The 22,508-nt window shown below is 41.9% G+C and carries 16 protein-coding genes and 2 rRNA genes; 4 read left to right on the top strand and 14 right to left on the bottom strand.

Features of this window, described 5'->3' with window-relative positions; translation table 11 throughout:
- Window positions 1-127: 127 nt before the first annotated feature.
- Genes narI through AACV01_RS07610 form a run of 5 tightly spaced genes read right to left on the bottom strand, consistent with a single transcriptional unit; the run spans window position 128 to window position 8,288 of the window.
- Complete coding sequence (gene narI / locus AACV01_RS07630) at window positions 128-805, bottom strand: respiratory nitrate reductase subunit gamma (RefSeq protein ID WP_004245424.1); 678 nt, start codon at window positions 803-805, stop codon at window positions 128-130.
- Window positions 802-1,527 (bottom strand): nitrate reductase molybdenum cofactor assembly chaperone, encoded by a 726-nt coding sequence (narJ, locus tag AACV01_RS07625; protein WP_012368809.1) that lies wholly within the window; start codon window positions 1,525-1,527, stop codon window positions 802-804. Before narJ ends, narI begins: the two co-directional genes overlap by 4 nt.
- The gene (gene narH, locus AACV01_RS07620) at window positions 1,527-3,080 is read right to left on the bottom strand and encodes a nitrate reductase subunit beta (RefSeq protein WP_004245426.1); all 1,554 of its coding nucleotides are present in this window, start codon (window positions 3,078-3,080) and stop codon (window positions 1,527-1,529) included. The genes narJ and narH overlap by 1 nt, the downstream gene beginning before the upstream one ends.
- The gene (locus AACV01_RS07615; protein WP_161682662.1) at window positions 3,080-6,841 is read right to left on the bottom strand and encodes a nitrate reductase subunit alpha; all 3,762 of its coding nucleotides are present in this window, start codon (window positions 6,839-6,841) and stop codon (window positions 3,080-3,082) included. Before AACV01_RS07615 ends, narH begins: the two co-directional genes overlap by 1 nt.
- Window positions 6,842-6,896: 55 nt before the next feature.
- A complete protein-coding gene (locus AACV01_RS07610) occupies window positions 6,897-8,288 on the bottom strand; it encodes a NarK family nitrate/nitrite MFS transporter (protein WP_020945113.1) in 1,392 nt (463 codons plus the stop codon).
- Window positions 8,289-8,582: 294 nt separating this feature from the next.
- Between AACV01_RS07610 and narX the strand changes: the two genes are divergently transcribed.
- Together narX and narL are read left to right on the top strand one after the other, a co-directional pair.
- Complete coding sequence (narX, locus tag AACV01_RS07605) at window positions 8,583-10,412, top strand: nitrate/nitrite two-component system sensor histidine kinase NarX (protein WP_046334569.1); 1,830 nt, start codon at window positions 8,583-8,585, stop codon at window positions 10,410-10,412.
- A 1-nt stretch (window position 10,413) separates the two neighbouring features.
- Window positions 10,414-11,067 (top strand): two-component system response regulator NarL, encoded by a 654-nt coding sequence (gene narL, locus AACV01_RS07600; RefSeq protein ID WP_369744359.1) that lies wholly within the window; start codon window positions 10,414-10,416, stop codon window positions 11,065-11,067.
- Here narL and AACV01_RS07595 read toward each other — a convergent pair.
- Window positions 11,064-11,966: a LysR family transcriptional regulator gene (locus tag AACV01_RS07595; RefSeq protein WP_004245431.1), complete on the bottom strand. Its 903-nt coding sequence runs from the start codon at window positions 11,964-11,966 to the stop codon at window positions 11,064-11,066. The genes narL and AACV01_RS07595 overlap by 4 nt on opposite strands.
- A gap of 110 nt (window positions 11,967-12,076) precedes the next feature.
- Between AACV01_RS07595 and AACV01_RS07590 the strand changes: the two genes are divergently transcribed.
- Window positions 12,077-12,517, top strand: a complete 441-nt coding sequence (locus tag AACV01_RS07590; protein ID WP_004245432.1) for a PACE efflux transporter — start codon at window positions 12,077-12,079, stop codon at window positions 12,515-12,517.
- Window positions 12,518-12,548: 31 nt separating this feature from the next.
- On the opposite strand, the gene AACV01_RS07585 is transcribed toward AACV01_RS07590, so the two are convergent.
- The 6 genes from AACV01_RS07585 to AACV01_RS07560 form a co-directional block, all read right to left on the bottom strand.
- Window positions 12,549-12,779, bottom strand: coding sequence for a hypothetical protein (locus AACV01_RS07585; RefSeq protein ID WP_004245434.1), 231 nt, complete (start codon window positions 12,777-12,779; stop codon window positions 12,549-12,551).
- Window positions 12,780-12,879: 100 nt separating this feature from the next.
- Entirely contained in the window at window positions 12,880-13,677 is a 798-nt protein-coding gene (locus AACV01_RS07580) for a sulfite exporter TauE/SafE family protein (RefSeq protein WP_036969721.1), read from the bottom strand.
- A 159-nt stretch (window positions 13,678-13,836) separates the two neighbouring features.
- Window positions 13,837-15,582: an acetyl/propionyl/methylcrotonyl-CoA carboxylase subunit alpha gene (locus AACV01_RS07575; RefSeq protein ID WP_161682660.1), complete on the bottom strand. Its 1,746-nt coding sequence runs from the start codon at window positions 15,580-15,582 to the stop codon at window positions 13,837-13,839.
- Window positions 15,583-15,598: 16 nt separating this feature from the next.
- The gene (locus tag AACV01_RS07570; RefSeq protein ID WP_202611860.1) at window positions 15,599-17,176 is read right to left on the bottom strand and encodes a 5-oxoprolinase subunit B/C family protein; all 1,578 of its coding nucleotides are present in this window, start codon (window positions 17,174-17,176) and stop codon (window positions 15,599-15,601) included.
- 81 nt (window positions 17,177-17,257) lie between these two features.
- Entirely contained in the window at window positions 17,258-18,043 is a 786-nt protein-coding gene (locus tag AACV01_RS07565) for a LamB/YcsF family protein (RefSeq protein WP_161682656.1), read from the bottom strand.
- 13 nt (window positions 18,044-18,056) lie between these two features.
- A complete protein-coding gene (locus tag AACV01_RS07560; protein ID WP_004245440.1) occupies window positions 18,057-19,307 on the bottom strand; it encodes an NRAMP family divalent metal transporter in 1,251 nt (416 codons plus the stop codon).
- Window positions 19,308-19,779: 472 nt separating this feature from the next.
- Between AACV01_RS07560 and AACV01_RS07555 the strand changes: the two genes are divergently transcribed.
- Complete coding sequence (locus tag AACV01_RS07555) at window positions 19,780-20,439, top strand: GntR family transcriptional regulator (RefSeq protein ID WP_004245441.1); 660 nt, start codon at window positions 19,780-19,782, stop codon at window positions 20,437-20,439.
- A gap of 118 nt (window positions 20,440-20,557) precedes the next feature.
- On the opposite strand, the gene rrf is transcribed toward AACV01_RS07555, so the two are convergent.
- Both rrf and AACV01_RS07545 read right to left on the bottom strand, forming a co-directional pair.
- Window positions 20,558-20,673: ribosomal RNA gene (gene rrf, locus AACV01_RS07550) — 5S ribosomal RNA — on the bottom strand.
- Between the two features lie 113 nt (window positions 20,674-20,786).
- A 23S ribosomal RNA gene (locus AACV01_RS07545) occupies window positions 20,787-22,508 on the bottom strand; the annotation flags it as partial.

The raw sequence follows: 22,508 nt of genomic DNA, 5'->3' as shown, positions 1-22,508 counted from the left end.
AATAATGTATCTAAAGATTATTGCTTTAAGCATTCAAAAAATTTGTTTAAGTTAAAAAAAACCCCCGCGGGCGGGGGTGAGATAAGCGCAATTAAAAGTCTCAAATCAACTCAGGAGAAAAATACCTTTAGTGTCGATTACGAACAATTTGGTAACGGCGCGTTAGATACTCAATTGGCACGCTCCAAATATGAACTAAACGGCAGAATGGGAACAATAAAAAAATCGTCATACCTAGGAATATGTGCAATTTAAAAATAAGTGCAACACCTTCAAGATTTGCCGAAGCACCGCCATGGAATGTCACAATAGCTTGCGCCCATGCCACCAGCTTCATCATCTCACTACCATCCATATGCTGTGCAGAGAATGGGATAGTCAGTAAGCCGAGTGCAACTTGGACAACCAGCAAGGTTAAGATCATGATGTCACCAAATGACGATGTTGCTCTTACCCGTGCATTCGTCAAACGACGTTTTAACAGCATAATGCCGCCAATCAGCATTAACACACCACAAGTACCACCACCAACCATCGCCATAATTTGTTTATATTCAATTGGTAGAAAAGATTGATACATCCAGTGTGGCGTTAACATCCCCAGAAAATGGCCTGCAAAAATGCCGATAATACCAATATGGAATAAGTTCGAAGCAAGTCGCATGTTTTTCTTGTCTAACATCTGACTGGAGCCTGCACGCCATGTATATTGACCATAATCATAACGTAACCAACTACCGATAAGAAAAACAGCACCAGCAATATAGGGGTAGATATCAAAAAACAACATATTAACGTAATTCATTTTTGTGCTCCCATATCCAGCGAATTACCGACGTTGAGATATTGAACAGGCGTTTCTTGCGCAAAACGTCGCTGATGCTGGCTAATATTGTTACTACCACATTGCGCACTTTCACCTAGAAACGTCACTTGCTCTTCTTCCCATACGGCATCTAATGCAGCCGGCGTATCATCTACAGGCTCTTTTTCTACTTGAGCCGCCAGTTGTGAAGCGTCTAACTCACTTTGTGAGAGACAAAGCAATACATCAAAAAGAGCGTGATAATCACTGCCTCGCTGTTTTAAACGCTCACTCAGCAATGCCAAAATAGGGGCAATATTATTAAGCCCTTCAATACTTTCATCGGTAGGCAATAGCGTTAAATACTCAAGATAAGTAGGTAAGTAATCAGGCAATTCACGACTACTTAAGGTGATCCCTGCTTGTTGATACTGATTAAGCAGATCAACCATTGCCTGACCACGATCACGCGATTCACCATGTACATGTTCAAATAACAATAGCGATCTCGCTCTACCTCGATCAAAAATCTCACTGTAATTCGCTTGTGCATCCAGCAGATCTTGCTGCGTGAGTTCACGAATAAACGCCATTAATTTTGCGACTTGCGTGACAGGAAGCTCGTCAGCTTCCTGCAATGCATCAATGATCTCATTACGATGTTCCCAGAGATCTTCGCTGGGATAATCCAATAACAGAGAAATAACTTTCAAAGAGATCATCATATTTTCTCCTCAGAACGGCGCTCATCTTGAGGGGTTTTGGAAGTGATATCGATGGCATCAATACGATGACTATTAAACAGATTAAATTTACTCTCGCTGCCATGACAACCATCACCAAAACTAAAACCACAGCCGTTACGCTCAGGAAAAGCTTCTCTTGCTAACTCACGATGGCTAGAAGGAATAACAAAGCGATCTTCATAATTGGCAATCGCCAAATAGCGATACATCTCTTGTGCCTGTGCTTCGGTTAATCCCACTTGCTCTAATGCTGTCAAATCGGTTTTACCTTCTACCGTTTCTGCGCGTTTATAATGGCGCATTGCCAACATTCTTTTTAATGCTAATAACACTGGCGCTGTATCGCCTGCGGTCAGCAAGTTAGCCAAATATTGGACAGGAATACGTAAACTTTCTACATCCGGTAATACTCCCGTATGTGGCAACACTCCTGCATCAGCCGCAGATTGAATAGGTGACAGAGGTGGCACATACCACACCATAGGTAAAGTACGATATTCAGGGTGTAATGGTAATGCCAGCTTCCAATCCACCGCCATTTTATAAACCGGCGAACGTTGGGCTGCATCAATCACACTTAATGGAATACCTTGCTCTTCTGCAGCTTTAATAACTTCAGGATCGAAGGGATCTAAAAAGATATCTAATTGACTTTGGTATAAGTCTTTTTCATTATCAGCACTGGCGGCTTGTGAAATTTTATCTGCGTCATACAGCATCACACCAAGATAACGAATACGTCCAACACAGGTTTCTGAGCATAGGGTTGGTTGACCTGATTCGATGCGCGGATAACAGAAAATACATTTTTCTGACTTACCGCTTTTCCAGTTAAAGTAGATTTTTTTGTATGGACACCCTGTTAAACACATGCGCCAACCACGACACTTATCTTGATCGATAAGCACAATACCATCCTCAGCACGTTTATAAATCGCACCACTTGGACAGGTCGCGACACAAGCAGGATTTAAGCAGTGTTCACATAAACGAGGTAAATACATCATAAATGTATTTTCAAACTGCCCATACATCTCTTTTTGCATATTGGCGAAGTTTTTATCCGCAGCACGTTTGCTAAATTCGCCCCCTAAATCATCTTCCCAGTTTGGGCCTTTTTCGATCTTGGTCATACGCTGACCTGTTATCAACGAACGAGGACGTGCGGTGGGTAATGAGCCTTCTGGTGCATTTTTTAAATGCTCATAGTCATAATCAAATGGCTCATAATAATCATCTAATGCTGGCACATCTGGGTTGGCAAAAATCTTTGATAATAGCCCAACACGGTTACCCATTCTTGGTACTAACTTACCTTTAATATTTTTGATCCAGCCGCCTTTCCACTTCTCTTGATCTTCCCAATTTTGGGGATACCCTGTACCCGGTTTAGTTTCAACATTATTAAACCAAGCGTATTCCACACCTTCACGACTGGTCCAAACATTTTTACAGGTTACTGAACAGGTATGGCAACCGATACATTTGTCGAGGTTCAGTACCATACCGACTTGTGAACGAATTTTCATTATGCCTTCTCCTGTCCATTCAGGGTTTGTTGATAAGCATCGCCTTCACCATCAAGCCAATCAATCTGTTTCATCTTACGTACCACAACAAATTCATCGCGGTTAGAGCCCACAGTTCCATAGTAGTTAAAGCTATAAGCCAACTGAGCGTATCCACCAATCATATGGGTCGGTTTAGGGCAAACACGCGTCACGGAATTATGAATACCGCCACGCATTCCGGTTATTTCAGAGCCTGGTAGGTTTATTTGGCGCTCTTGTGCGTGATACATATAAATCATGCCATCAGGAATACGTTGGCTCACAATCGCTCTTGCGGTTAACGCACCATTACTGTTGTATGCTTCAACCCAATCGTTATCACTAATACCCATCTCTTTAGCATCATCTTCACTCAGCCAAACCACAGGGCCACCACGACCGAGGGTTAACATCAGTAAGTTATCGCTATACGTTGAGTGAATACCCCATTTTTGGTGAGGCGTCAGGAAGTTCAGCGCTTTTTCTGGGAAGCCGTTCGGTTTTTTACCTTTCACTGCTTCTATTGCCTTAGTATCAATAGGTGGACGATAAACCACTAAACTTTCGCCATAAGCACGCATCCACTCATGATCTTGATATAACTGCTGACGGCCACTTAAAGTACGCCAAGGGATCATCTCGTGAACATTGGTATAACAAGCGTTATAAGAGACATGCTCATCTTCCAGACCAGACCATGTAGGACTTGAAATGATCTTACGAGGTTGAGCAACGATATCGCGGAAACGAATTTTCTCATCTTCTTTTACTTTAGCTAAATGAGTGTGATCGCGTCCTGTCACTTTACTTAGAGCATCCCACGCTTTTACCGCCACTTGACCATTCGTTTCAGGTGCTAAAGAGAGGATAACTTCGGCTGCATCAATTGCGGTTTCAATCGCCGGGCGCCCTTTTGCCACACCCTCATGACGAACGCGATTAAGTTTTTTCAGGAAATCAACTTCTGTCTGTGTATTCCAACCGATCCCTTTACCGCCATTACCTAATTTATCCATTAACGGCCCAAGTGAGGTAAAACGAGCATAGGTATTTGGATAATCACGCTCCACAGGAATAAGATGCGGTGCAGTTTTCCCCGGGATAAGGTCACATTCACCTTTTTTCCAATCTTTGACATCAAATGGTTGTGCCATTTCAGCCGCGGAGTCATGTTGTATTGGCTGTGTCACTAAATCGGTTTCAACCCCTAAATGACCGACACACAATTTAGAGAAGGTTTTAGCAATACCTTTATAAATTTCCCAATCGGTTTTAGACTCCCAAGCAGGATCTACCGCGGCGGTTAATGGATGAATAAATGGGTGCATATCCGAGGTATTCATATCATCTTTTTCATACCATGTGGCGGTTGGTAACACGATATCGGAGAACAGACAGGTACTTGACATACGAAAGTCTAAAGTCACCACTAAATCGACCTTACCCTCACCGCCTTTATCTTGCCATTCTACTTCTTGTGGCTTAACTTGGCCTTGTTCACCTAAATCTTTACCTTGTAATCCATTTTCCGTCCCTAATAGATATTTCAGTAAATATTCATGTCCTTTACCTGCAGATCCCAATAAATTAGAACGCCAGATAAATAAGTTACGAGGGAAGTTTTGCGGATTATCCGGTTGCTCTGATGCAAAACGGATCTCACCTGATTTCAGAGCATTAACGGTATAATCCGTTGCACTGACGCCAGCTTGTTGAGCTTTTTTGGTAATAGATAATGGGTTAACGTTTAATTGCGGTGCTGATGGTAACCACCCCATACGCTCCGAACGCACATTCATATCAATTAAGCTACCGCTAAAGCGTGATTTATCTGCTAAAGGTGATAGTAATTCTGTCGGTGATACCGTTTCATAGCGCCATTGACTTGAATGATTATAGAAAAATGACGTGCTATTCATATGACGAGGTGGACGCTGCCAATCCAGACCAAAAGCTAATGGCAGCCAACCTGTTTGTGGACGCAGTTTTTCTTGTCCCACATAGTGAGCCCATCCACCACCACTTTGGCCAATACAACCACAGAAGATCAGCATATTGATAATGCCACGGTAGGTCATATCCATGTGATACCAATGGTTAATGCCCGCACCGACAATCACCATTGAACGACCATGTGTTTTTTCTGCATTATCAGCAAATTCACGTGCAATGCGGATAATATCTTGACGGCTAACCCCTGTTACTTGTTCAGCCCATGCGGGTGAATAGGCTTTGATCTCATCATAGTTTGTCGCACAGTTTTCATCATTTAAACCACGATCGACACCATAGTTAGCCAGTAATAAGTCATAAACGGTAGTGACATATTTTTCTTCGCCATTGGCAAGAGTAATGCGTTTTGCTGGCAGTTTATGAACGAGAACATCATCAAGGGTAACACCTTCAAAGTATTCACTCTTGATGCCACCAAAGTAAGGAAATGCAACGTCAACCACATCATCATGGTTTTCTAAAAGACCCAATTGTAAAGTGACTTCTTCGCCACTCTTACCGTCTTTAGGCTCTAGATTCCATTTGGCAGCGCCTTCCCAACGAAAACCCATTGAACCTTGAGGAGCGACCAATTGCTGTGTTTTCTCATCAATAGCAATGGTTTTCCATTCTGGATTTTTCTCCTGATCGAGATTGTTCACTAAATCAGCGGCACGTAGCATGCGACCCGCAACTAACTTGCCAGAGTCATGCTTATCTAACATCACTAACATTGGCATGTCAGTGTAAGTGCGCACATAGTTACTAAAGTATTCAGTTTGGCGTTTAACGTGGAATTCGTTAAGAATAACGTGTCCCATCGCCATTGCCATGGCGCTATCTGTACCTTGTTTTGGGTTTAACCACTGGTCACACAGTTTAGCAATTTCAGCATAATCAGGTGTTACTGCTACCGTTTTGGTGCCTTTATAACGAACTTCGGTAAAAAAGTGAGCATCTGGCGTACGGGTTTGAGGTACGTTTGAACCCCATGCAATCAGATAAGAAGAGTTATACCAGTCAGCTGACTCTGGCACATCTGTTTGCTCCCCCCAAGTCATTGGTGAGGCAGGTGGTAAATCACAATACCAATCGTAAAAACTTAAGCAAGCACCACCAATAAGAGATAAATAGCGGGCACCGGCGGCGTAAGACACCATTGACATTGCCGGAATAGGTGAGAAACCAATAATACGATCTGGGCCAAAAGTTTTAGCGGTATAGACGTTAGAAGCCGCAATAATTTCATTCACTTCAGACCATGAAGAGCGAACAAAACCACCACGACCACGAGCTTGTTTATAACTTTTCGTTTTTTCGGGAGCATTAACAATCGATGCCCATGCATCAACTGGATCAGCGTGTTGCGCTTTGGCTTCACGCCATAATTTGATCAGACGTTTACGCACCATTGGGTATTTAACGCGGTTAGCGCTATATAAATACCATGAATAGCTCGCACCACGCGGACAACCACGGGGTTCATGATCAGGCAGATCAGGACGAGTTCGTGGATAGTCTGTTTGCTGGGTTTCCCATGTTACTAAGCCGTTTTTGACATAAATTTTCCAGCTACATGATCCGGTGCAGTTAACACCATGTGTAGAACGCACGATTTTGTCATGTTGCCAACGGCTACGATAACTATTTTCCCAGTCGCGATTAACATTTAACTCTTGCCCGTGATCTTGTGAAAACGTATCACCAAGCTGTTTAAAATAGCGGAATCTATCGAGAAATTTACTCATCAGATACTCTCCCAATGCGCGTTAGCGCGCTCACATTGCGTATAATTCGTCATTATTATTTATTGTGTTTACGTCCATAGACCAACCAAGTGATCAGAACGCAGGCGATATAGAACAGAACGAAGATTTTCATTGCCCCAGCAGGTGAACCCGTCATCGCAAGGGATGTACCAAAGGCTTTAGGAATAAAGAAGCCACCAATCGCACCGATTGCAGAGATAAAACCCAATGCAGCTGCACTTTCTGTTACGGCTTCTTTTTGCGCAGCTTCATCTGAAGCCCCTTGTGCCTTCATGCGATCAATAGTGATTTTTCTAAATACCACGGCAATCATTTGGAATGTTGAACCACTGCCTAGCCCTGCCGTTAAAAACAGCACCATAAACACGCCATAGAAAGCAATAAACGATCCACCAGCACCATTTTCCGGTAGGGTTAAGAACAGGAGCACTGAGAAAATAGCCATAATGATAAAGTTGATAAGCGTCACTTTAATGCCACCAAATTTATCAGATAGCGCACCTCCCACAGGGCGAGCTAATGCTCCAAGTAAAGGACCAAAGAAGGCATAATGTAAAATGACAATATCGGGGAACTGGGTTTTCGATAACATTGCAAACCCGGCAGAAAAGCCGATAAAAGAACCAAAAGAGCACAGATAGAGGATACTGAGTAACCAAAGATGACCACGTTTTAAAACAGGTAGCTGTTGACTTAAAGAAGCTTTATTAGCAGCCAGATCATTCATGCCAAACCAAGCTGCAAAGGTAAAGATAAGCAAGAAAGGTACCCAAATCCACGCCGCATTCTCTAGCCATAAACGTGAGCCATCAGGTTGAACGACACCGGGGCCACTAAACATAGCAAAAACGCCCACACTGACAACCAAAGGCGCGATTAATTGCATCACGCTGACACCTAAGTTACCCAATCCGCCATTTAATCCTAATGCACCGCCTTGGTGTGCTTTAGGAAAAAAGAAGCTGATATTTGCCATACTCGATGCGAAGTTTGCACCAGCAAAACCACACAGCAGAGAGATAACGATAAAAGTGGAATAAGATGTCGTGAGATCTTGCACGGCAAACCCTAGCCAGAGACAAGGAATAATCAAAAATACCGTACTAATAGCCGTCCAACGACGACCACCAAAAATAGGAATAACAAAAGAGTAAGGGACACGTAGTAGCGCACCTGAAACAGAAGGTAGAGCAGTCAGCATAAAGAGCTGATCAGTGGTAAAATTAAAGCCAACCTTATTTAAATTGACAGCGACTGCACTAAATAACATCCAGACGCAGAAGGATAGTAGTAGACAAGGAACAGAAATCCATAAATTACGCGATGCGATTTTTTGACCAGTTTTTTCCCAAAAAGCTTTATCTTCAGGATGCCAATTTTCGATCACCCCTTTTCTCATTTTTTCTGGGTGTTGAGAAAGTGCCATAACAACCTCGGTTAACGGTTAAATTGGCTTCTTTTTACGGTGAGATGGGTTTGCGAGTCATGATCTGCATCAAGCAAGATTTTGTTTGATTTTTCATCTAAATCTATGTTTTATACCTAAGTATTAATAGGGTTACGTGACTATTTTAAATGTAAATCAATAAATTAGGTAAAATCACTTACTCTTTATTAAACGCATTACAATACTTAGATATTTAGAGGTACTCCCTTTGGAGTATATGTTATTTAGCGGTTTTTTAAGGCAAGATAGACCAGATCAAACTGGGAATACATCATGAAAATGCACAACATTCAATGGCATTATCGCTTTTCAATTATTAATCAAATCGCTATTTTAATGTTGCTTTTCACACTATTTGGTGTGGTAGGTATGGCTATTTCTAACCACATTATTTTAAGCGTACAAGGCAATGCTCACGCCATTAATAAATCCGGCTCACTGCGCATGCAAAGCTATCGTTTACTCTCAGCCTTACCCCTTGATGATAAGCACCGTGATTATCTACAAGAATTAGAAAATGATTTAGATAGTAAAGAGTTACGTCAAGTATTAAGCACCTCATCACTGCAATCACAATATGTACAACTGACTCATTACTGGAAAGAGACATTAAAACCAACTTTGTCAGCAGCCAAACAGCCTAATGATGCGAAACAAGAAGTTATCTTTTTTGTTTCTCAACTCGATACATTAGTATCAAGTATTGACCAACTTACTGAACAAAAAATCCGCCTAGTCGCTTATACTCAACTTATCTTTACCGCTCTTACCTTATTACTGCTGTTTGGTTCTGTTTGGCATTTTCGTCGTCGCTTATTACTGCCTTGGCAACAATTGATGTCCATGGCTAATTCTATTGGACATGGTGATTTTTCAACTCGTTTTCGGCCTCGTCCTCACCATGATGAAATTGCCACACTAGGAATTGCACTTAACACCATGTCAGAAGAGCTATCGACGCTCTACAGTGAATTAGAACAACGAGTCATTGAAAAGACCCATGATTTACAACAAAAAAATAAGGTTCTCTCTTATCTTTATCACTCAAGTCAACAACTGCATTCCCAAGCGCCACTTTGCGCTCGCTTAAGGCAGATCCTTGCAGAGCTACAGCATATTATTCCTGATAGCTATTTGCAGATCCGTCTATATGAAGATAATCAACATACATTATTTAATGAGATAAGCTTAGCCCCTTCCTCACGCCCTGAATATTGTCCAACGCCTGATTGTGAGCGTTGCAATGAAGATACCAGCATCACTACACCGTTAAATAATCGCTTATTACATTGGGAATTGACCGATCAGATCCACCGCTATGGTTTATTCGTAATGCAGCTACCGGAAAATAGTGTACTTACTGACGAACAGAATAATTTAATGCTCTTATTGACTAAGCAAATTTCCGCAATGCTTGCCATGGAGCAACAAAATGAACAGCAACAACAGCTATTATTAATGGATGAGCGTTCAGCGATTGCACGTGAATTACATGATTCGATTGCTCAATCGCTATCATGTTTAAAAATGCAGGTCAGTTATCTACAAATGCAATCGGAAACCTTGCCAGATAACTGTCAAAAACTACTAAAAGAGATGCGAGAAGAGCTAAATGTGGCTTATCGTCAGTTAAGAGAATTACTGACCACATTTCGCTTGAAATTGACAGAGCCTGGCTTATTAGCCGCATTAGAAAATACACTAAATGAATTTAATCAACGTTTAGGGTTTGCTATCCATTTTGATTATCAGTTACCTGCAAAATGTGTTAATTCACATCAAAGTATTCATGTGGTGCAAATTGTTCGTGAAGCATTAAATAATATTCTGCAACATGCGAATGCAAACTGGGCTGAAGTCGCATTAACACTTAATAATGGCATCGTTGAACTGCAAATTAATGATAATGGTGAAGGTATTACGCCTAATCCCGAAAAGATAAATCACTACGGACTGATTATTATGCGTGAACGCGCGAATAGTCTGAATGGCTCTTATAGTATAAGGGTTCGCAAAGAAGGTGGAACGCAAGTATTTGTCACATTTCCGTTAATCACTACCCATAAAGATCCTATCGAAAAGGGAGCAAATCATAATGAATAATATGGGAGCAGTCGCAGACAAAGCGACTATTTTATTAATTGATGATCACCCGATGTTACGCAATGGTGTGAAACAACTTTTAAGTCTTGATACAACATTAACCGTCGTTGGTGAAGCTGGCGATGGTATTCAAGGGGTAAAATTAGCTGAAGAGTTAGATCCTGATTTAATCCTACTCGATCTCAATATGCCGGGTATGAATGGTTTTGAAACACTCGATCAACTGCGATTACGATCGCTCTCTGGACGGATCGTTGTGTTTAGTGTATCAAACTACAGTGATGATCTGATCACCGCCTTAAAACGGGGAGCGGATGGCTATCTCTTAAAAGACATGGAGCCAGAAGAGCTATTAGCCGCTTTAAAGCAAGCAGCCGCAGGGAAAATGGTGGTTAGCCCAACATTAACCCCCATTTTAGCGCAGTCGCTACGAGAAGATCGTTCTGAAGGTGAGCGGGATATAGACCAACTCACCCCACGAGAGCGCGATATTTTAAAGCTGATAGCACAAGGGCTATCCAATAAGATGATCGCACGTAAACTCGATATTACTGAAAGTACGGTTAAAGTACATGTCAAACATCTACTCAAAAAGATGAAATTAAAATCTCGTGTTGAAGTCGCGGTTTGGGTTCATCAACAACGTGTGGATTAATCAAAATTGGGCACAATGGGTTGGTGAATATTCATTAACTCCACCAATTCCTTTGCCCCTTTTTGTAGTGACTCGCCTTTTAACCACATTGCATGTACCGGTAAGCGCAATTCATTTTTAGTATTTTTAAATTGCAGTTGTTTTAATTTTCCCTTTTGTAACTGCGTATAAATCAGCGAATAAGGTAAATTCCCCCAGCCCATCCCCGCTTCAACCATACCTAATGCCATTTGAAAGTTATCTGTTTGCCAGTAATTAGTCGCCACTAAAGAGCGTACATCTCTTATCTCTTGAGTATGGCTGGCTATCATTATCTGTCTTACATTCACTAAATCTTCAATAAATACCCCTGCAGGGTGAGCAAGTGCAATATGACTTGCCGAAATTGTGGCAACTAATGACTCAGAGCCCAAATATTGAAATTGTTCATCGCCATTGACGTATAACCCACCATACACGAGACATAATTGGATTTTACGTGCGTGCAGCATCTCAATAATGTCATCTTGCGCCGCGGTTACTACATTCACTTTTAGTAAGGGGTAACGCTGTGTTAACTCAGATAATGCTGGTAATAAATAGTCGGGATTAATATCTGCCGCGACGCCAATATTTAATATACTTTCCAGATCCATTGAAAGCTCTTGAGCATGAACCTGTAATAGCTTTAATTGCTCAGCAATCATTCTGGCGTGAGGTTCAAGTGCTTTAGCTTTTTCTGTTGGCCGTGGCTCTCTCGATGAACGCTCAAACAGCGCATAACCTAATTCAGCCTCCATATTAGCAATCGCCATACTGACCGCAGAAGGAACACGTTTTAATGAACGCGCAGCCGCAGAAAAAGAGCCTTTATCCATAACGGCTAAAAATATCGCGATATGTTCACTTGAGAACTGCATGTTCACTCCTGATGTTTCAGTTAAATTGATATTAGCTAACTTTTTCTGTCACTATTACTGATTTATCTTACGATGCTTAACCACACTGATCCACAAAAAAAGAGAGTATCATGCAAGGTATTAAGCGAAAAATTGTCTATGTTACCGCTTATGAAGTATTTGGTTGGGTTATCTCATCGGTAGGACTGGCGCTTTTAGCCGATAGTTCAACCGCTGTTACGGGGCCACTCGCACTCATTATTACCACTATCGCGGTAAGTTGGAATTTTATTTATAACTGTTTATTTGAATTTTGGGAGAGTCGACAAAAGTCGAGAATTCGCACCTTTAGACGCCGTCTTGCTCATGCGGTAGGTTTTCAGCTTACGTTGGTGGTTTACCTTATTCCGCTGATAGCTTGGTGGCTAGGGGTTTCATTATGGCAAGCACTGGTGATGGATTTTGCACTTATTATCATCATCCCTTGCTATACATTTGTCTATAACTGGGTATTTGACAAAATTTTTGGCTTACCAAAATCAGCATTGCCCGAAGATGTGCCTGTTGCTTAATAAAGTGATGTAGAAGTGATCGTTATTTCGATCACTTCTCTATTGGATAAATATCTTCTAACGCAAATTGTTCAATCCCACCTTCTAATTCACAACGCCCTAACCCAATATTTTTATCATCTGCCGTCGTCCTTCTTAGCAATTTACCGGTCACTTGTGATAATGCACTATCTAACTCCAACACACGATAATATTCCTTCATATAGCTCTCTTCACCCAATGCCATATAAACCAAAAACTCATCGCCGACTTTAATGTTCATATATACCCTATTTTTTCATTATCCTGCTAAATTCAATGATGAAAATTAGTCTAACTAATCATTATCCATTAAAAATTGACTTATTCGATATTACATTAAATTAATTTATTAGTTTCCAACTCATCATAATGATGCTGATCAGAATAAATAACAGAGTTAAATATTGAAAAAAACGCTCAGATAAATACACCAGTAAATAGCGCGCTAAAGGAATCGAAATAAGTGATCCTAAACAAAGAATGATGGCCGTATGCACATCGGTATAGCCACCAGCACTATAAGCAATAGCAGAGCCACCTGACAAAATTGTAGTAATAAATATAGAACTACCGATCGCTTCCTTAATATTCATTTGTGCAAAACGCATAAGCACGGGTAAGACAACCAATCCCCCACCAACCCCCGTCGCCCCTAAGACAAATCCGGCACTCATACCGGGAACAAAAAGAGAACTCAGAGGAATTGATGAGCTAGGTGCCAATGATGATAACGGATGTGATGATGTGGATTTTTTGAATATTCGTTGTAAAAAAAGGAACATTGAAAAGATAATCGCCACAATCATCAGGATATTAATGCCTAATTCAACCTGCTCATAATATTGAGGTTGTGATCCCAACCAGGTTACCCCATAGCTGGCTAAAAATGTGGCCGGAAACATGATCCCTAAAATCAATAATGCTGGTTTTAATGGAATATTTCCTAAACGAAAATGAATATAAGAAGAGGAAATTTTCATTAACATCGATAATAAATTAGCGGTCGCCACTGCTGCTAATGCATTCATTCCAAATAAATAGATAAGCACAGGTAATAAGATAACACCACCCCCCACTCCCGTTGTGGTGATAACTAAACCTATAGCAGAACCAATAAGGAGTTGAGTGGCCAGTAGCATCTAATTTCCTTTTGTAGAAAACATATTCAGTTTCGATTATAAGCAAAATAACTTATAACCAAAAGGAATTAGATATAACAAATAAGAATATAAAGACAGTTATTATAAAAAAGCCTCTTATTGCTAAGAGGCTTACTCGATAATTGTTTGATAACTCAGCTAGTTAATCTCAGCTAATAGACTGTCTGCTGAAAAATAGTCACCGGCTTTCGCCTTTTGCTGCAATACACCATGACAGGTAGCAACTACCTGTACTTCCATTTTCATCGCCTCCATAATGGCAATAACATCCCCTTGATTGACTTTATCACCATCGGATAATAACCAACTATGTAATATCCCTGAAATCGGTGCAGTGACCGCATTTTCCCGCACCTGACACTCTTTGTGCTCGCTAATAGCCGTGGGTATAACGGCCGAGAGAGAAAGTAATTGTGCGGGTAGCGCTAATTGATGACGACGACCATCTATTTCAATAAAGGTACGCACTAGTGGTTCATTTTCTGCTGGTATACTACGAGGAAAATGACTGTTTTTTGCTTGAAAATCGCTTTCAATCCAACGAGTGTGAACACTGAAGTTATCAATAAAATCAGGATGTTCCATCATTTCGCGATGAAAAGGTAACACACTGGCTACGCCTGCGATGTTAAATTCAGCTAAAGCTCGTCGCGCTCTCGCAATGGCTTGTTCACGACTAGCCCCTGTCACAATAAGTTTTGCCATCATTGAATCAAATTGACGTGATACTTGGTCATTTTCCGCCACACCACTATCAACACGAACGCCCGGCCCAGCCGGTTGACTAAATTGGCTAATTAAACCGGGGGTGGGTAAAAAACCTTTTGCCGGATCTTCTGCATTGATCCTAAACTCAAAACTATGACCACGAGGCTCAGGGGTTTCATTAATACTTAACGGTAATCCCTCAGCAATACGCAATTGTTCAATCACTAAATCAATACCGGCTGTTTCTTCAGTCACCGGATGCTCTACTTGTAGACGTGTATTCACTTCAAGGAAAGAGATTGTCCCGTTCGCACTCAATAAAAATTCTACCGTCCCCGCACCGATATAACCTGCTTTAGCACAAATATCTTTTGCTGATTGATGAATACGTTGCCGTTGTTCATCAGTTAAATAACGGGCAGGGGCCTCTTCAATAAGTTTTTGATTACGGCGCTGTAATGAACAATCTCGTGTACCAACTACCACGACATGGCCTAATTTATCAGCAATAATTTGTGCCTCAATATGGCGAGGCTTATCAAGAAATTGCTCAACATAGCATTCACCACGACCAAATGCGGTTACTGCTTCTCTTACCGCTGAATGGTAAAGCTCTTCAATTTCTGCCATATGATGGGCAATTTTTAGGCCTCGTCCACCACCACCAAATGCCGCTTTAATAGCGATAGGCAAGCCATACTGTTTCGCAAAATCCAGAACCTCTTTAGCATCACTAACCGGATCAGCAGTACCATTCACCAATGGTGCACCTACGGATTGTGCAATTTTACGCGCTTGAACTTTATCCCCTAATACTTCGATAGTCTGTGGATCTGGGCCAATCCAAAGGAGTCCCGCATGCTGTACCGCTTTAGCGAAATCAGCTCGCTCAGAAAGGAAGCCATAACCAGGGTGGATCATGGTGGCTTTGCTTTTATGGGCAATTTCAATGATTTTATCTATCGCTAAATAACTTTCTTTCGGTGAGTTACCCTTTAAACCATAGGCTTCATCTGCAAGACGCACATGTAATGCATCTATATCATCATCTGCATAAATAGCAATGGACGTTGCACCATAATCCTGACAAGCACGAATAATACGAACTGCGATTTCACCTCTGTTAGCAATCAACACTCGATGCTTCACTCGTTGCTTTTGGTTAGTTGTTATCATGAGTGGCATACTCCTATCAATATTCTTGAAATAAAGTAATTGGGTTAAAACGAATTTTAGCGTTAATAGGGATTTGCCCCGCCAATGACAGATGGTATTCGGCAACAGCCCCAATTACGGGGTATCCTCCAGTGAGAGGGTGATCATGAAGAAATAATACCGGTTGACCATTAATCGGTACTTGTATGGCACCAATGCAAGTTCCTTCACTCGATAACTCTTGTTGTTGCTGACGTTCAAGCGATTTATCCCCCAATAAACGTAATCCGATACGGTTAGATTGTGGTGTCACTTGCCATAATTGTGAGGTTAATGTTTTTATCGCATCTTCTGTAAACCAATCCGTACGAGGTCCTAACACAATATCAAGGGTAACGATATCTTCTTGCTTTGGTAAACCGAAACTCGGTTGCTCTTGGCTAATAATGCCCGTTGATGCGTTATCATCGTTTAGATGAAGAACATCGCCATTTTGTAAGGCTCGAGGGCCAATCTGAGCTAAAGTATCAAACGCATAACTACCTAACACTGGGCTTAATTCAAACCCCCCTCTCACGGCCAGATAACTACGAACCCCCGCTGTAGGTATTTCTACTGTGATTTCATCTCCACTGCGTACATCAATAGTTTGATAGGTAGAGAAAAAGGCTATATCTCCGGTCGTTTGTTTTAAGCTGATCGTACAATCTGCACCTGATAGCGCTATGACACAGTCTTGTTGCGCTTTTAGTATTAATCCACCTTGTGTTATTTCTAATGCTGCTAATGAAGGCGGGTTTCCCACTAAGCGATTCGCTGCATGTAACGCACATTTATCAAGTGCTCCTGATGCACTAACCCCCATTGATGCAGCACCTAAACGCCCTTCATCTTGAAATAAGGTTTGTAGACCTGCGGAAATAACATATAGCCCTTTATCCTTATTAAAGGATAAAGCATTAATAGATTGTTTTTTCTCAGGTAATGAAACCGTCACTGGCGCTTTTTGTACATCGACAAACTGTACAGTATCACCAGGTAATAAAAATGCCGGCTGTTCACGTGAGAGATCCCACATTTTTATCTCTGTAGTACCAATTAATTGCCAGCCACCAGGACTTTGCTGTGGGTAAACACCGCTAAATTCTCCCGCTAATCCTACAGAGCCTGCGGGGATACGTGTACGTGGTGTTTTACGTCGAGGAACATAAAGCTCAGTTTTATCAGCAATTAAATAAGCAAATCCCGGTGCAAACCCCGTAAAAGCGACTTGATAAGTTTGTTCTGTGTGTCTGCGGATCACCTCTGTCGCAGTGATCCCCAATAATTCAGCCACCTCATGCAGATCTTCTCCTTGATAATGAACGGGGATTGTTAATAAGTGACTTTGACGCATCGCGATCGCTTTTATCTCGATATTGCGCAATATTGCCACTAACTCTTTCGCCGTAATTAACCAAGGTACATATTGGATCAATAGTGTTTTTGCCGCTGGAACAATATCTTCTATCTCAGCAATATTGGCTTGCTTAATTGCTTCATAAAACGCCAATGTCTCTTTTAATGAAGTCAACTCAACTAATATGTGAGATAAATTAACAGGTAAAAAGCGCAAAATACGCCTCCCTTTTATTGCCAATAACGGATCGGGCGGCTGCTGTAATAGCATCAGGCGTTGCATGCATAAAATAAGTCATTACGCCTCCTTTATTCCTATTGCAGATGTGAAAGGTTTTATCGCAATACCGTGTGTTATTAAGATCTCTTTGACACTTTTTGCGAGATTAACCGCATCAGGACTATCACCATGAACACAAATAGAATCCGCCTGTATAGCAGTAAAAGTACCCTCTATCGATTCAACACCCCCTTTTTGTACTAGCTTTAACATACGCTGAGCCACCAATTGAGGATCGTGTAATACAGCCCCCTCTTGTTTGCGCGAAACAAGTGTGCCATCAGCATGATAAGCTCTATCAGCAAAAGCTTCGGCAACAACATGTAATCCTTTCTCTTTCGCAAGTGTGATCAGCGGCGATCCCGCTAAAGCCACTAATATAAGTTGTGGATCAATAGCTAAAATAGCTTCAATAACCGCTAATGCTTGGCATTTATCATGAGCAATGGTGTTATAAAGCGCACCATGAGGTTTAACATAAGTCACCTTCATACCGACGGCTTTCGCTAAACCTTGCAAAGCGCCAATTTGATAAATGACATCAGCGGTTAATTCATCACTGGCAATATCCATATTACGTCGCCCAAAACCTACTAAGTCAGGATAAGCAACATGAGCACCTATCGCGACTTGATGCTGTTTCGCTGCTTTTAATGTTTTTAAAATGCCTTCTGGTGAACCGGCATGAAAACCACAAGCAATATTGGCACTGCTGACAATTTCAAGCACTGCAGCATCATTGCCCATACGCCATTGACCAAAGCTTTCACCTAAATCACTATTTAAATCTACCGCTTTTATCATCGTTATTATTCTCTTAAGCAATATTGAGGTAATTGAAAATAGCGCCAACAGACATGATCCCCATATACCAAGTCAAAGCGCAGACTAAAATTGCCGACCATTGCAACCACATTGGATATTTATAGCCATTCATAAGATCTTGACGACGCCACGCAACAAAAATAAATAACGTCATACCAATAGGTAAAATCAATCCGTTGAAGCCACCAGCAAAGACTAATAAGGCAGCAGGAGCTGTTCCCATAACCATATAAATTGCCAATGAAATAGCGATAAAAATAATGGTAGCAATATTGCGTTGACGCTCTGTAATACCCTTTTTAAACACGGTTATAAACGACATAGACGTATAAGCAGCACCAATCACACTAGTCAACGCAGCTGCCCATAAAATAAGACCAAAAATTCGTAGTCCAGTTAAGCCCGCTGCATGTTGGAATGCTTGAGAAGCAGGATTAGCCGCATGGCTGGAAATATCTAGTGTCACTCCACTTGCGACAACACCTAAAATTGCTAAAAATAGGATATAACGCATTAATCCAACCACTAATATCCCTTTAGTTGCCGCGCTAGATACCGCATCGATATTTTCAATACCTGTTGTACCTTTATCGAGCAGACGATGTGCTCCTGCATAACAAATATAACCACCAACCGTACCTCCGACGATGGTTGTTATAGTGGCAAAATTAATCGTATTAGGCAGTACAGTTTGTTTTAATGCTTCACCTATAGGAGGATTAGACGCAAACATTACAAAAAGTGTTAATAAAATCATCACGATGCCAAGAACAATGATCATGCGATCAATAAAATGACTCGCTTTGCGTGAAGAGAAGATATAAATCGCCAGTAAAGCACTTAAAACCCCACCCCATTTAGGATCCAGTCCTACCATGGCATTAAGCCCTAAACCAGCCCCAGCAATATTACCGACATTGAATACCAAACCACCAAAAATAACCAATACAGCTAATAAGTATCCACTACCGGGAATTGCCTTATTCGCAATATCAGAAGCGCGCATGTTAGTCACGGTAATGACTCGCCAAATACTTTGTTGCACAACAAAGTCAATAACGATAGAAGCTAATATCCCAAATGCAAAGGCTGCTCCCATCGTCGCTGTAAAGGTAGCTGTTTGCGTAATAAAACCTGGACCAATTGCAGATGTAGCCATTAAAAAAATAGCTGCAATTAATGATGAACGCCTATTTTTTATAAATGATGGTGATGTTGTATTCACAGGATCTTGTGTAGCCATAACTGGCCCCCTTTTATCATAATTATTTTAATTATTATTGCTTAGGTAAGTAGTAAGGCAATTAGCATGCCATTGTTGAGCACAGAGTAATAATTGTTAATCAATAGATATTAGATTGTTGAACAATTAATAATAATAGATGAATAAATAAGCAAATAGATTTAAATATACGATGATAAAAGTGCCAACAAGATCTCATTTTTAACATTTTGTTGACATTTGAGTGGAGGAATAAAAAATAGATATGCCCCAAAATAGCGCATAAAAAAGAGTTATGCGCTATTTTAGGGCATACATTTTGGCATCAAATACAGTTGATAATATAAAAATTTATTAATGATTTTGTTAACTATTTTTAATAAAAACAAGGATAAAGAGAGTGAGGAAACTAGCACAGTTGTATATTAGAGGTTATATATTATATAGCTGACTGTTAGAATAGAGGCTTCTATTACGTTTATAGCAGAAGATAATGCAGAAAAAAACATCGCCACAGATCCTTTGCCAAAAAATCGCTGATATTATTCGCCAAAAAATTACTATCGGCGAATTACCTCCAGGAGAGAGGCTTTCAGAAGCTACTTTAAGCGAGCAGCTTGAAATATCTCGTAATACATTAAGAGAAGTATTTCGTATATTAACCCAAGAAGGCCTATTAACCTATAAACCTAATCGTGGTGTGTTTGTTTCTGTACCAGATATGGCATCAATTATGGATATTTATCGCGTAAGAAGGCTGATTGAATGTGATGCTTTACGACATGCCTATCCAATGCACCCAGCCATTTCCCGCATGCAAGATAACGTTAATCAAGCAAAAATGTTTCAACAACAAAAAGATTGGAATAGCGTTGGAACCTGTAATATGCATTTCCATACCGCTATCGTCGAGCTTTCTGATAGCCCTAGGTTATTTAAACAATATCAACTTATTTTAGCAGAATTACGATTAGCCTTTGGTTTACTCAATGATCCCCAGTTATTACATGCTCCTTATATTGAGAAGAATGAGCATATTTTAACGCTATTAATGAATGGGAAAGCGCAAGAAGCGGCAATCGAAATGGAAAGTTATTTAGAAATATCCGAGCGAACCGTATTAGCCGCTTTTTCTCGCCACAACATCTGTTAATATCAACGAAAAATAGATAGTAAAATTGCCCTCATCTAGAGCATGCTTAAATTTACAGGATTAGTTTTCAAACGCAAAAAAGCCAACCCATTGGGTTGGCTTTCTCGTCTTATTTAATGCTTGGCAGTTCCCTACTCTCACATGGGGAGACCCCACACTATCATCGGCGCTACGGCGTTTCACTTCTGAGTTCGGCATGGGATCAGGTGGGACCACCGCGCTATGGCCGCCAAGCAAATTCGGTTTTAATCACTCGCTTCCTTCCTTTCGGTAAGTCGCCAGTAATTTAATCTTGAACAAGCTGACTTTATTGTTTCGTCTCTCTGACAAAACACTTTCGGTGTTGTCAGGTTAAGCCTCACGGTTCATTAGTACTGGTTAGCTCAACGTATCGCTACGCTTACACACCCAGCCTATCAACGTCTTAGTCTTAAACGTTCCTTTAGGTCGCTTAAAGCGACAGGGAAGACTCATCTCGAGGCAAGTTTCCCGCTTAGATGCTTTCAGCGGTTATCTCTTCCGCACTTAGCTACCGGGCAATGCCATTGGCATGACAACCCGAACACCAGTGGTGCGTTCACTCCGGTCCTCTCGTACTAGGAGCAACCCCTCTCAATCTTCCAACGCCCACGGCAGATAGGGACCGAACTGTCTCACGACGTTCTAAACCCAGCTCGCGTACCACTTTAAATGGCGAACAGCCATACCCTTGGGACCTACTTCAGCCCCAGGATGTGATGAGCCGACATCGAGGTGCCAAACACCGCCGTCGATATGAACTCTTGGGCGGTATCAGCCTGTTATCCCCGGAGTACCTTTTATCCGTTGAGCGATGGCCCTTCCATTCAGAACCACCGGATCACTAAGACCTACTTTCGTACCTGCTCGAGCCGTCACTCTCGCAGTCAAGCTGGCTTATGCCTTTGCACTAACCGCATGATGTCCGACCATGCTTAGCCAACCTTCGTGCTCCTCCGTTACTCTTTAGGAGGAGACCGCCCCAGTCAAACTACCCACCAGACACGGTCCCCGACCCAGTTTATGGGCCTAGGTTAGAACATCAAACGTTAAAGGGTGGTATTTCAAGGTTGGCTCCATGCAGACTGGCGTCCACACTTCAAAGCCTCCCACCTATCCTACACATCAAGGCTCAATGTTCAGTGTCAAGCTATAGTAAAGGTTCACGGGGTCTTTCCGTCTTGCCGCGGGTACACTGCATCTTCACAGCGAGTTCAATTTCACTGAGTCTCGGGTGGAGACAGCCTGGCCATCATTACGCCATTCGTGCAGGTCGGAACTTACCCGACAAGGAATTTCGCTACCTTAGGACCGTTATAGTTACGGCCGCCGTTTACTGGGGCTTCGATCAGGAGCTTCGCTTGCGCTAACCCCATCAATTAACCTTCCAGCACCGGGCAGGCGTCACACCGTATACGTCCACTTTCGTGTTTGCACAGTGCTGTGTTTTTAATAAACAGTTGCAGCCAGCTGGTATCTTCGACTGGCTTCAGCGCCGTCCGCGAGGGACTTTACCTACCGCCAGCGTGCCTTCTCCCGAAGTTACGGCACCATTTTGCCTAGTTCCTTCACCCGAGTTCTCTCAAGCGCCTGAGTATTCTCTACCTGACCACCTGTGTCGGTTTGGGGTACGATTGTTGGTAACCTGAAGCTTAGAGGCTTTTCCTGGAAGCGGGGCATCAATTGCTTCACCACCTTGGTGGTTCGTCATCACATCTCAGCATTAAGTGACCGGATTTGCCTAATCACTCTGCCTACCTGCTTGAACCGGGACGACCGTCGCCCGGACAACCTAGCCTTCTCCGTTCCCCCATCGCAGTTACCACCAGTACGGGAATATTAACCCGTTTCCCATCGACTACGCTTTTCAGCCTCGCCTTAGGGGTCGACTCACCCTGCCCCGATTAACGTTGGACAGGAACCCTTGGTCTTCCGGCGTGCGGGTTTTTCACCCGCATTATCGTTACTTATGTCAGCATTCGCACTTCTGATACCTCCAGCATACCTCACAGTACACCTTCGCAGGCTTACAGAACGCTCCCCTACCCAAC

Origin of the sequence: Proteus sp. G2609, from assembly GCF_963896135.1 — a bacterium.
GTDB lineage: Bacteria > Pseudomonadota > Gammaproteobacteria > Enterobacterales > Enterobacteriaceae > Proteus > Proteus mirabilis.
The sequence above is the reverse complement of the archived record's forward strand: the minus strand, read 5'-3'. Positions and strand labels throughout refer to the sequence as shown.

What these genes read in the sequence shown, in the direction of transcription:
- narL (WP_369744359.1), top strand. Translation starts at nt 10,414, where the DNA reads ATGGGAGCAGTCGCAGACAAAGCGACTATTTTATTAATTGATGATCAC.
- AACV01_RS07575 (WP_161682660.1), bottom strand. Translation starts at nt 15,582, where the DNA reads ATGATAACAACTAACCAAAAGCAACGAGTGAAGCATCGAGTGTTGATT.
- AACV01_RS07580 (WP_036969721.1), bottom strand. Translation starts at nt 13,677, where the DNA reads ATGCTACTGGCCACTCAACTCCTTATTGGTTCTGCTATAGGTTTAGTT.
- narH (WP_004245426.1), bottom strand. Translation starts at nt 3,080, where the DNA reads ATGAAAATTCGTTCACAAGTCGGTATGGTACTGAACCTCGACAAATGT.
- narI (WP_004245424.1), bottom strand. Translation starts at nt 805, where the DNA reads ATGAATTACGTTAATATGTTGTTTTTTGATATCTACCCCTATATTGCT.
- AACV01_RS07555 (WP_004245441.1), top strand. Translation starts at nt 19,780, where the DNA reads ATGCAGAAAAAAACATCGCCACAGATCCTTTGCCAAAAAATCGCTGAT.
- AACV01_RS07565 (WP_161682656.1), bottom strand. Translation starts at nt 18,043, where the DNA reads ATGATAAAAGCGGTAGATTTAAATAGTGATTTAGGTGAAAGCTTTGGT.
- narX (WP_046334569.1), top strand. Translation starts at nt 8,583, where the DNA reads ATGAAAATGCACAACATTCAATGGCATTATCGCTTTTCAATTATTAAT.
- AACV01_RS07610 (WP_020945113.1), bottom strand. Translation starts at nt 8,288, where the DNA reads ATGGCACTTTCTCAACACCCAGAAAAAATGAGAAAAGGGGTGATCGAA.
- AACV01_RS07615 (WP_161682662.1), bottom strand. Translation starts at nt 6,841, where the DNA reads ATGAGTAAATTTCTCGATAGATTCCGCTATTTTAAACAGCTTGGTGAT.
- narJ (WP_012368809.1), bottom strand. Translation starts at nt 1,527, where the DNA reads ATGATCTCTTTGAAAGTTATTTCTCTGTTATTGGATTATCCCAGCGAA.
- AACV01_RS07585 (WP_004245434.1), bottom strand. Translation starts at nt 12,779, where the DNA reads ATGAACATTAAAGTCGGCGATGAGTTTTTGGTTTATATGGCATTGGGT.
- AACV01_RS07560 (WP_004245440.1), bottom strand. Translation starts at nt 19,307, where the DNA reads ATGGCTACACAAGATCCTGTGAATACAACATCACCATCATTTATAAAA.
- AACV01_RS07595 (WP_004245431.1), bottom strand. Translation starts at nt 11,966, where the DNA reads ATGCAGTTCTCAAGTGAACATATCGCGATATTTTTAGCCGTTATGGAT.
- AACV01_RS07590 (WP_004245432.1), top strand. Translation starts at nt 12,077, where the DNA reads ATGCAAGGTATTAAGCGAAAAATTGTCTATGTTACCGCTTATGAAGTA.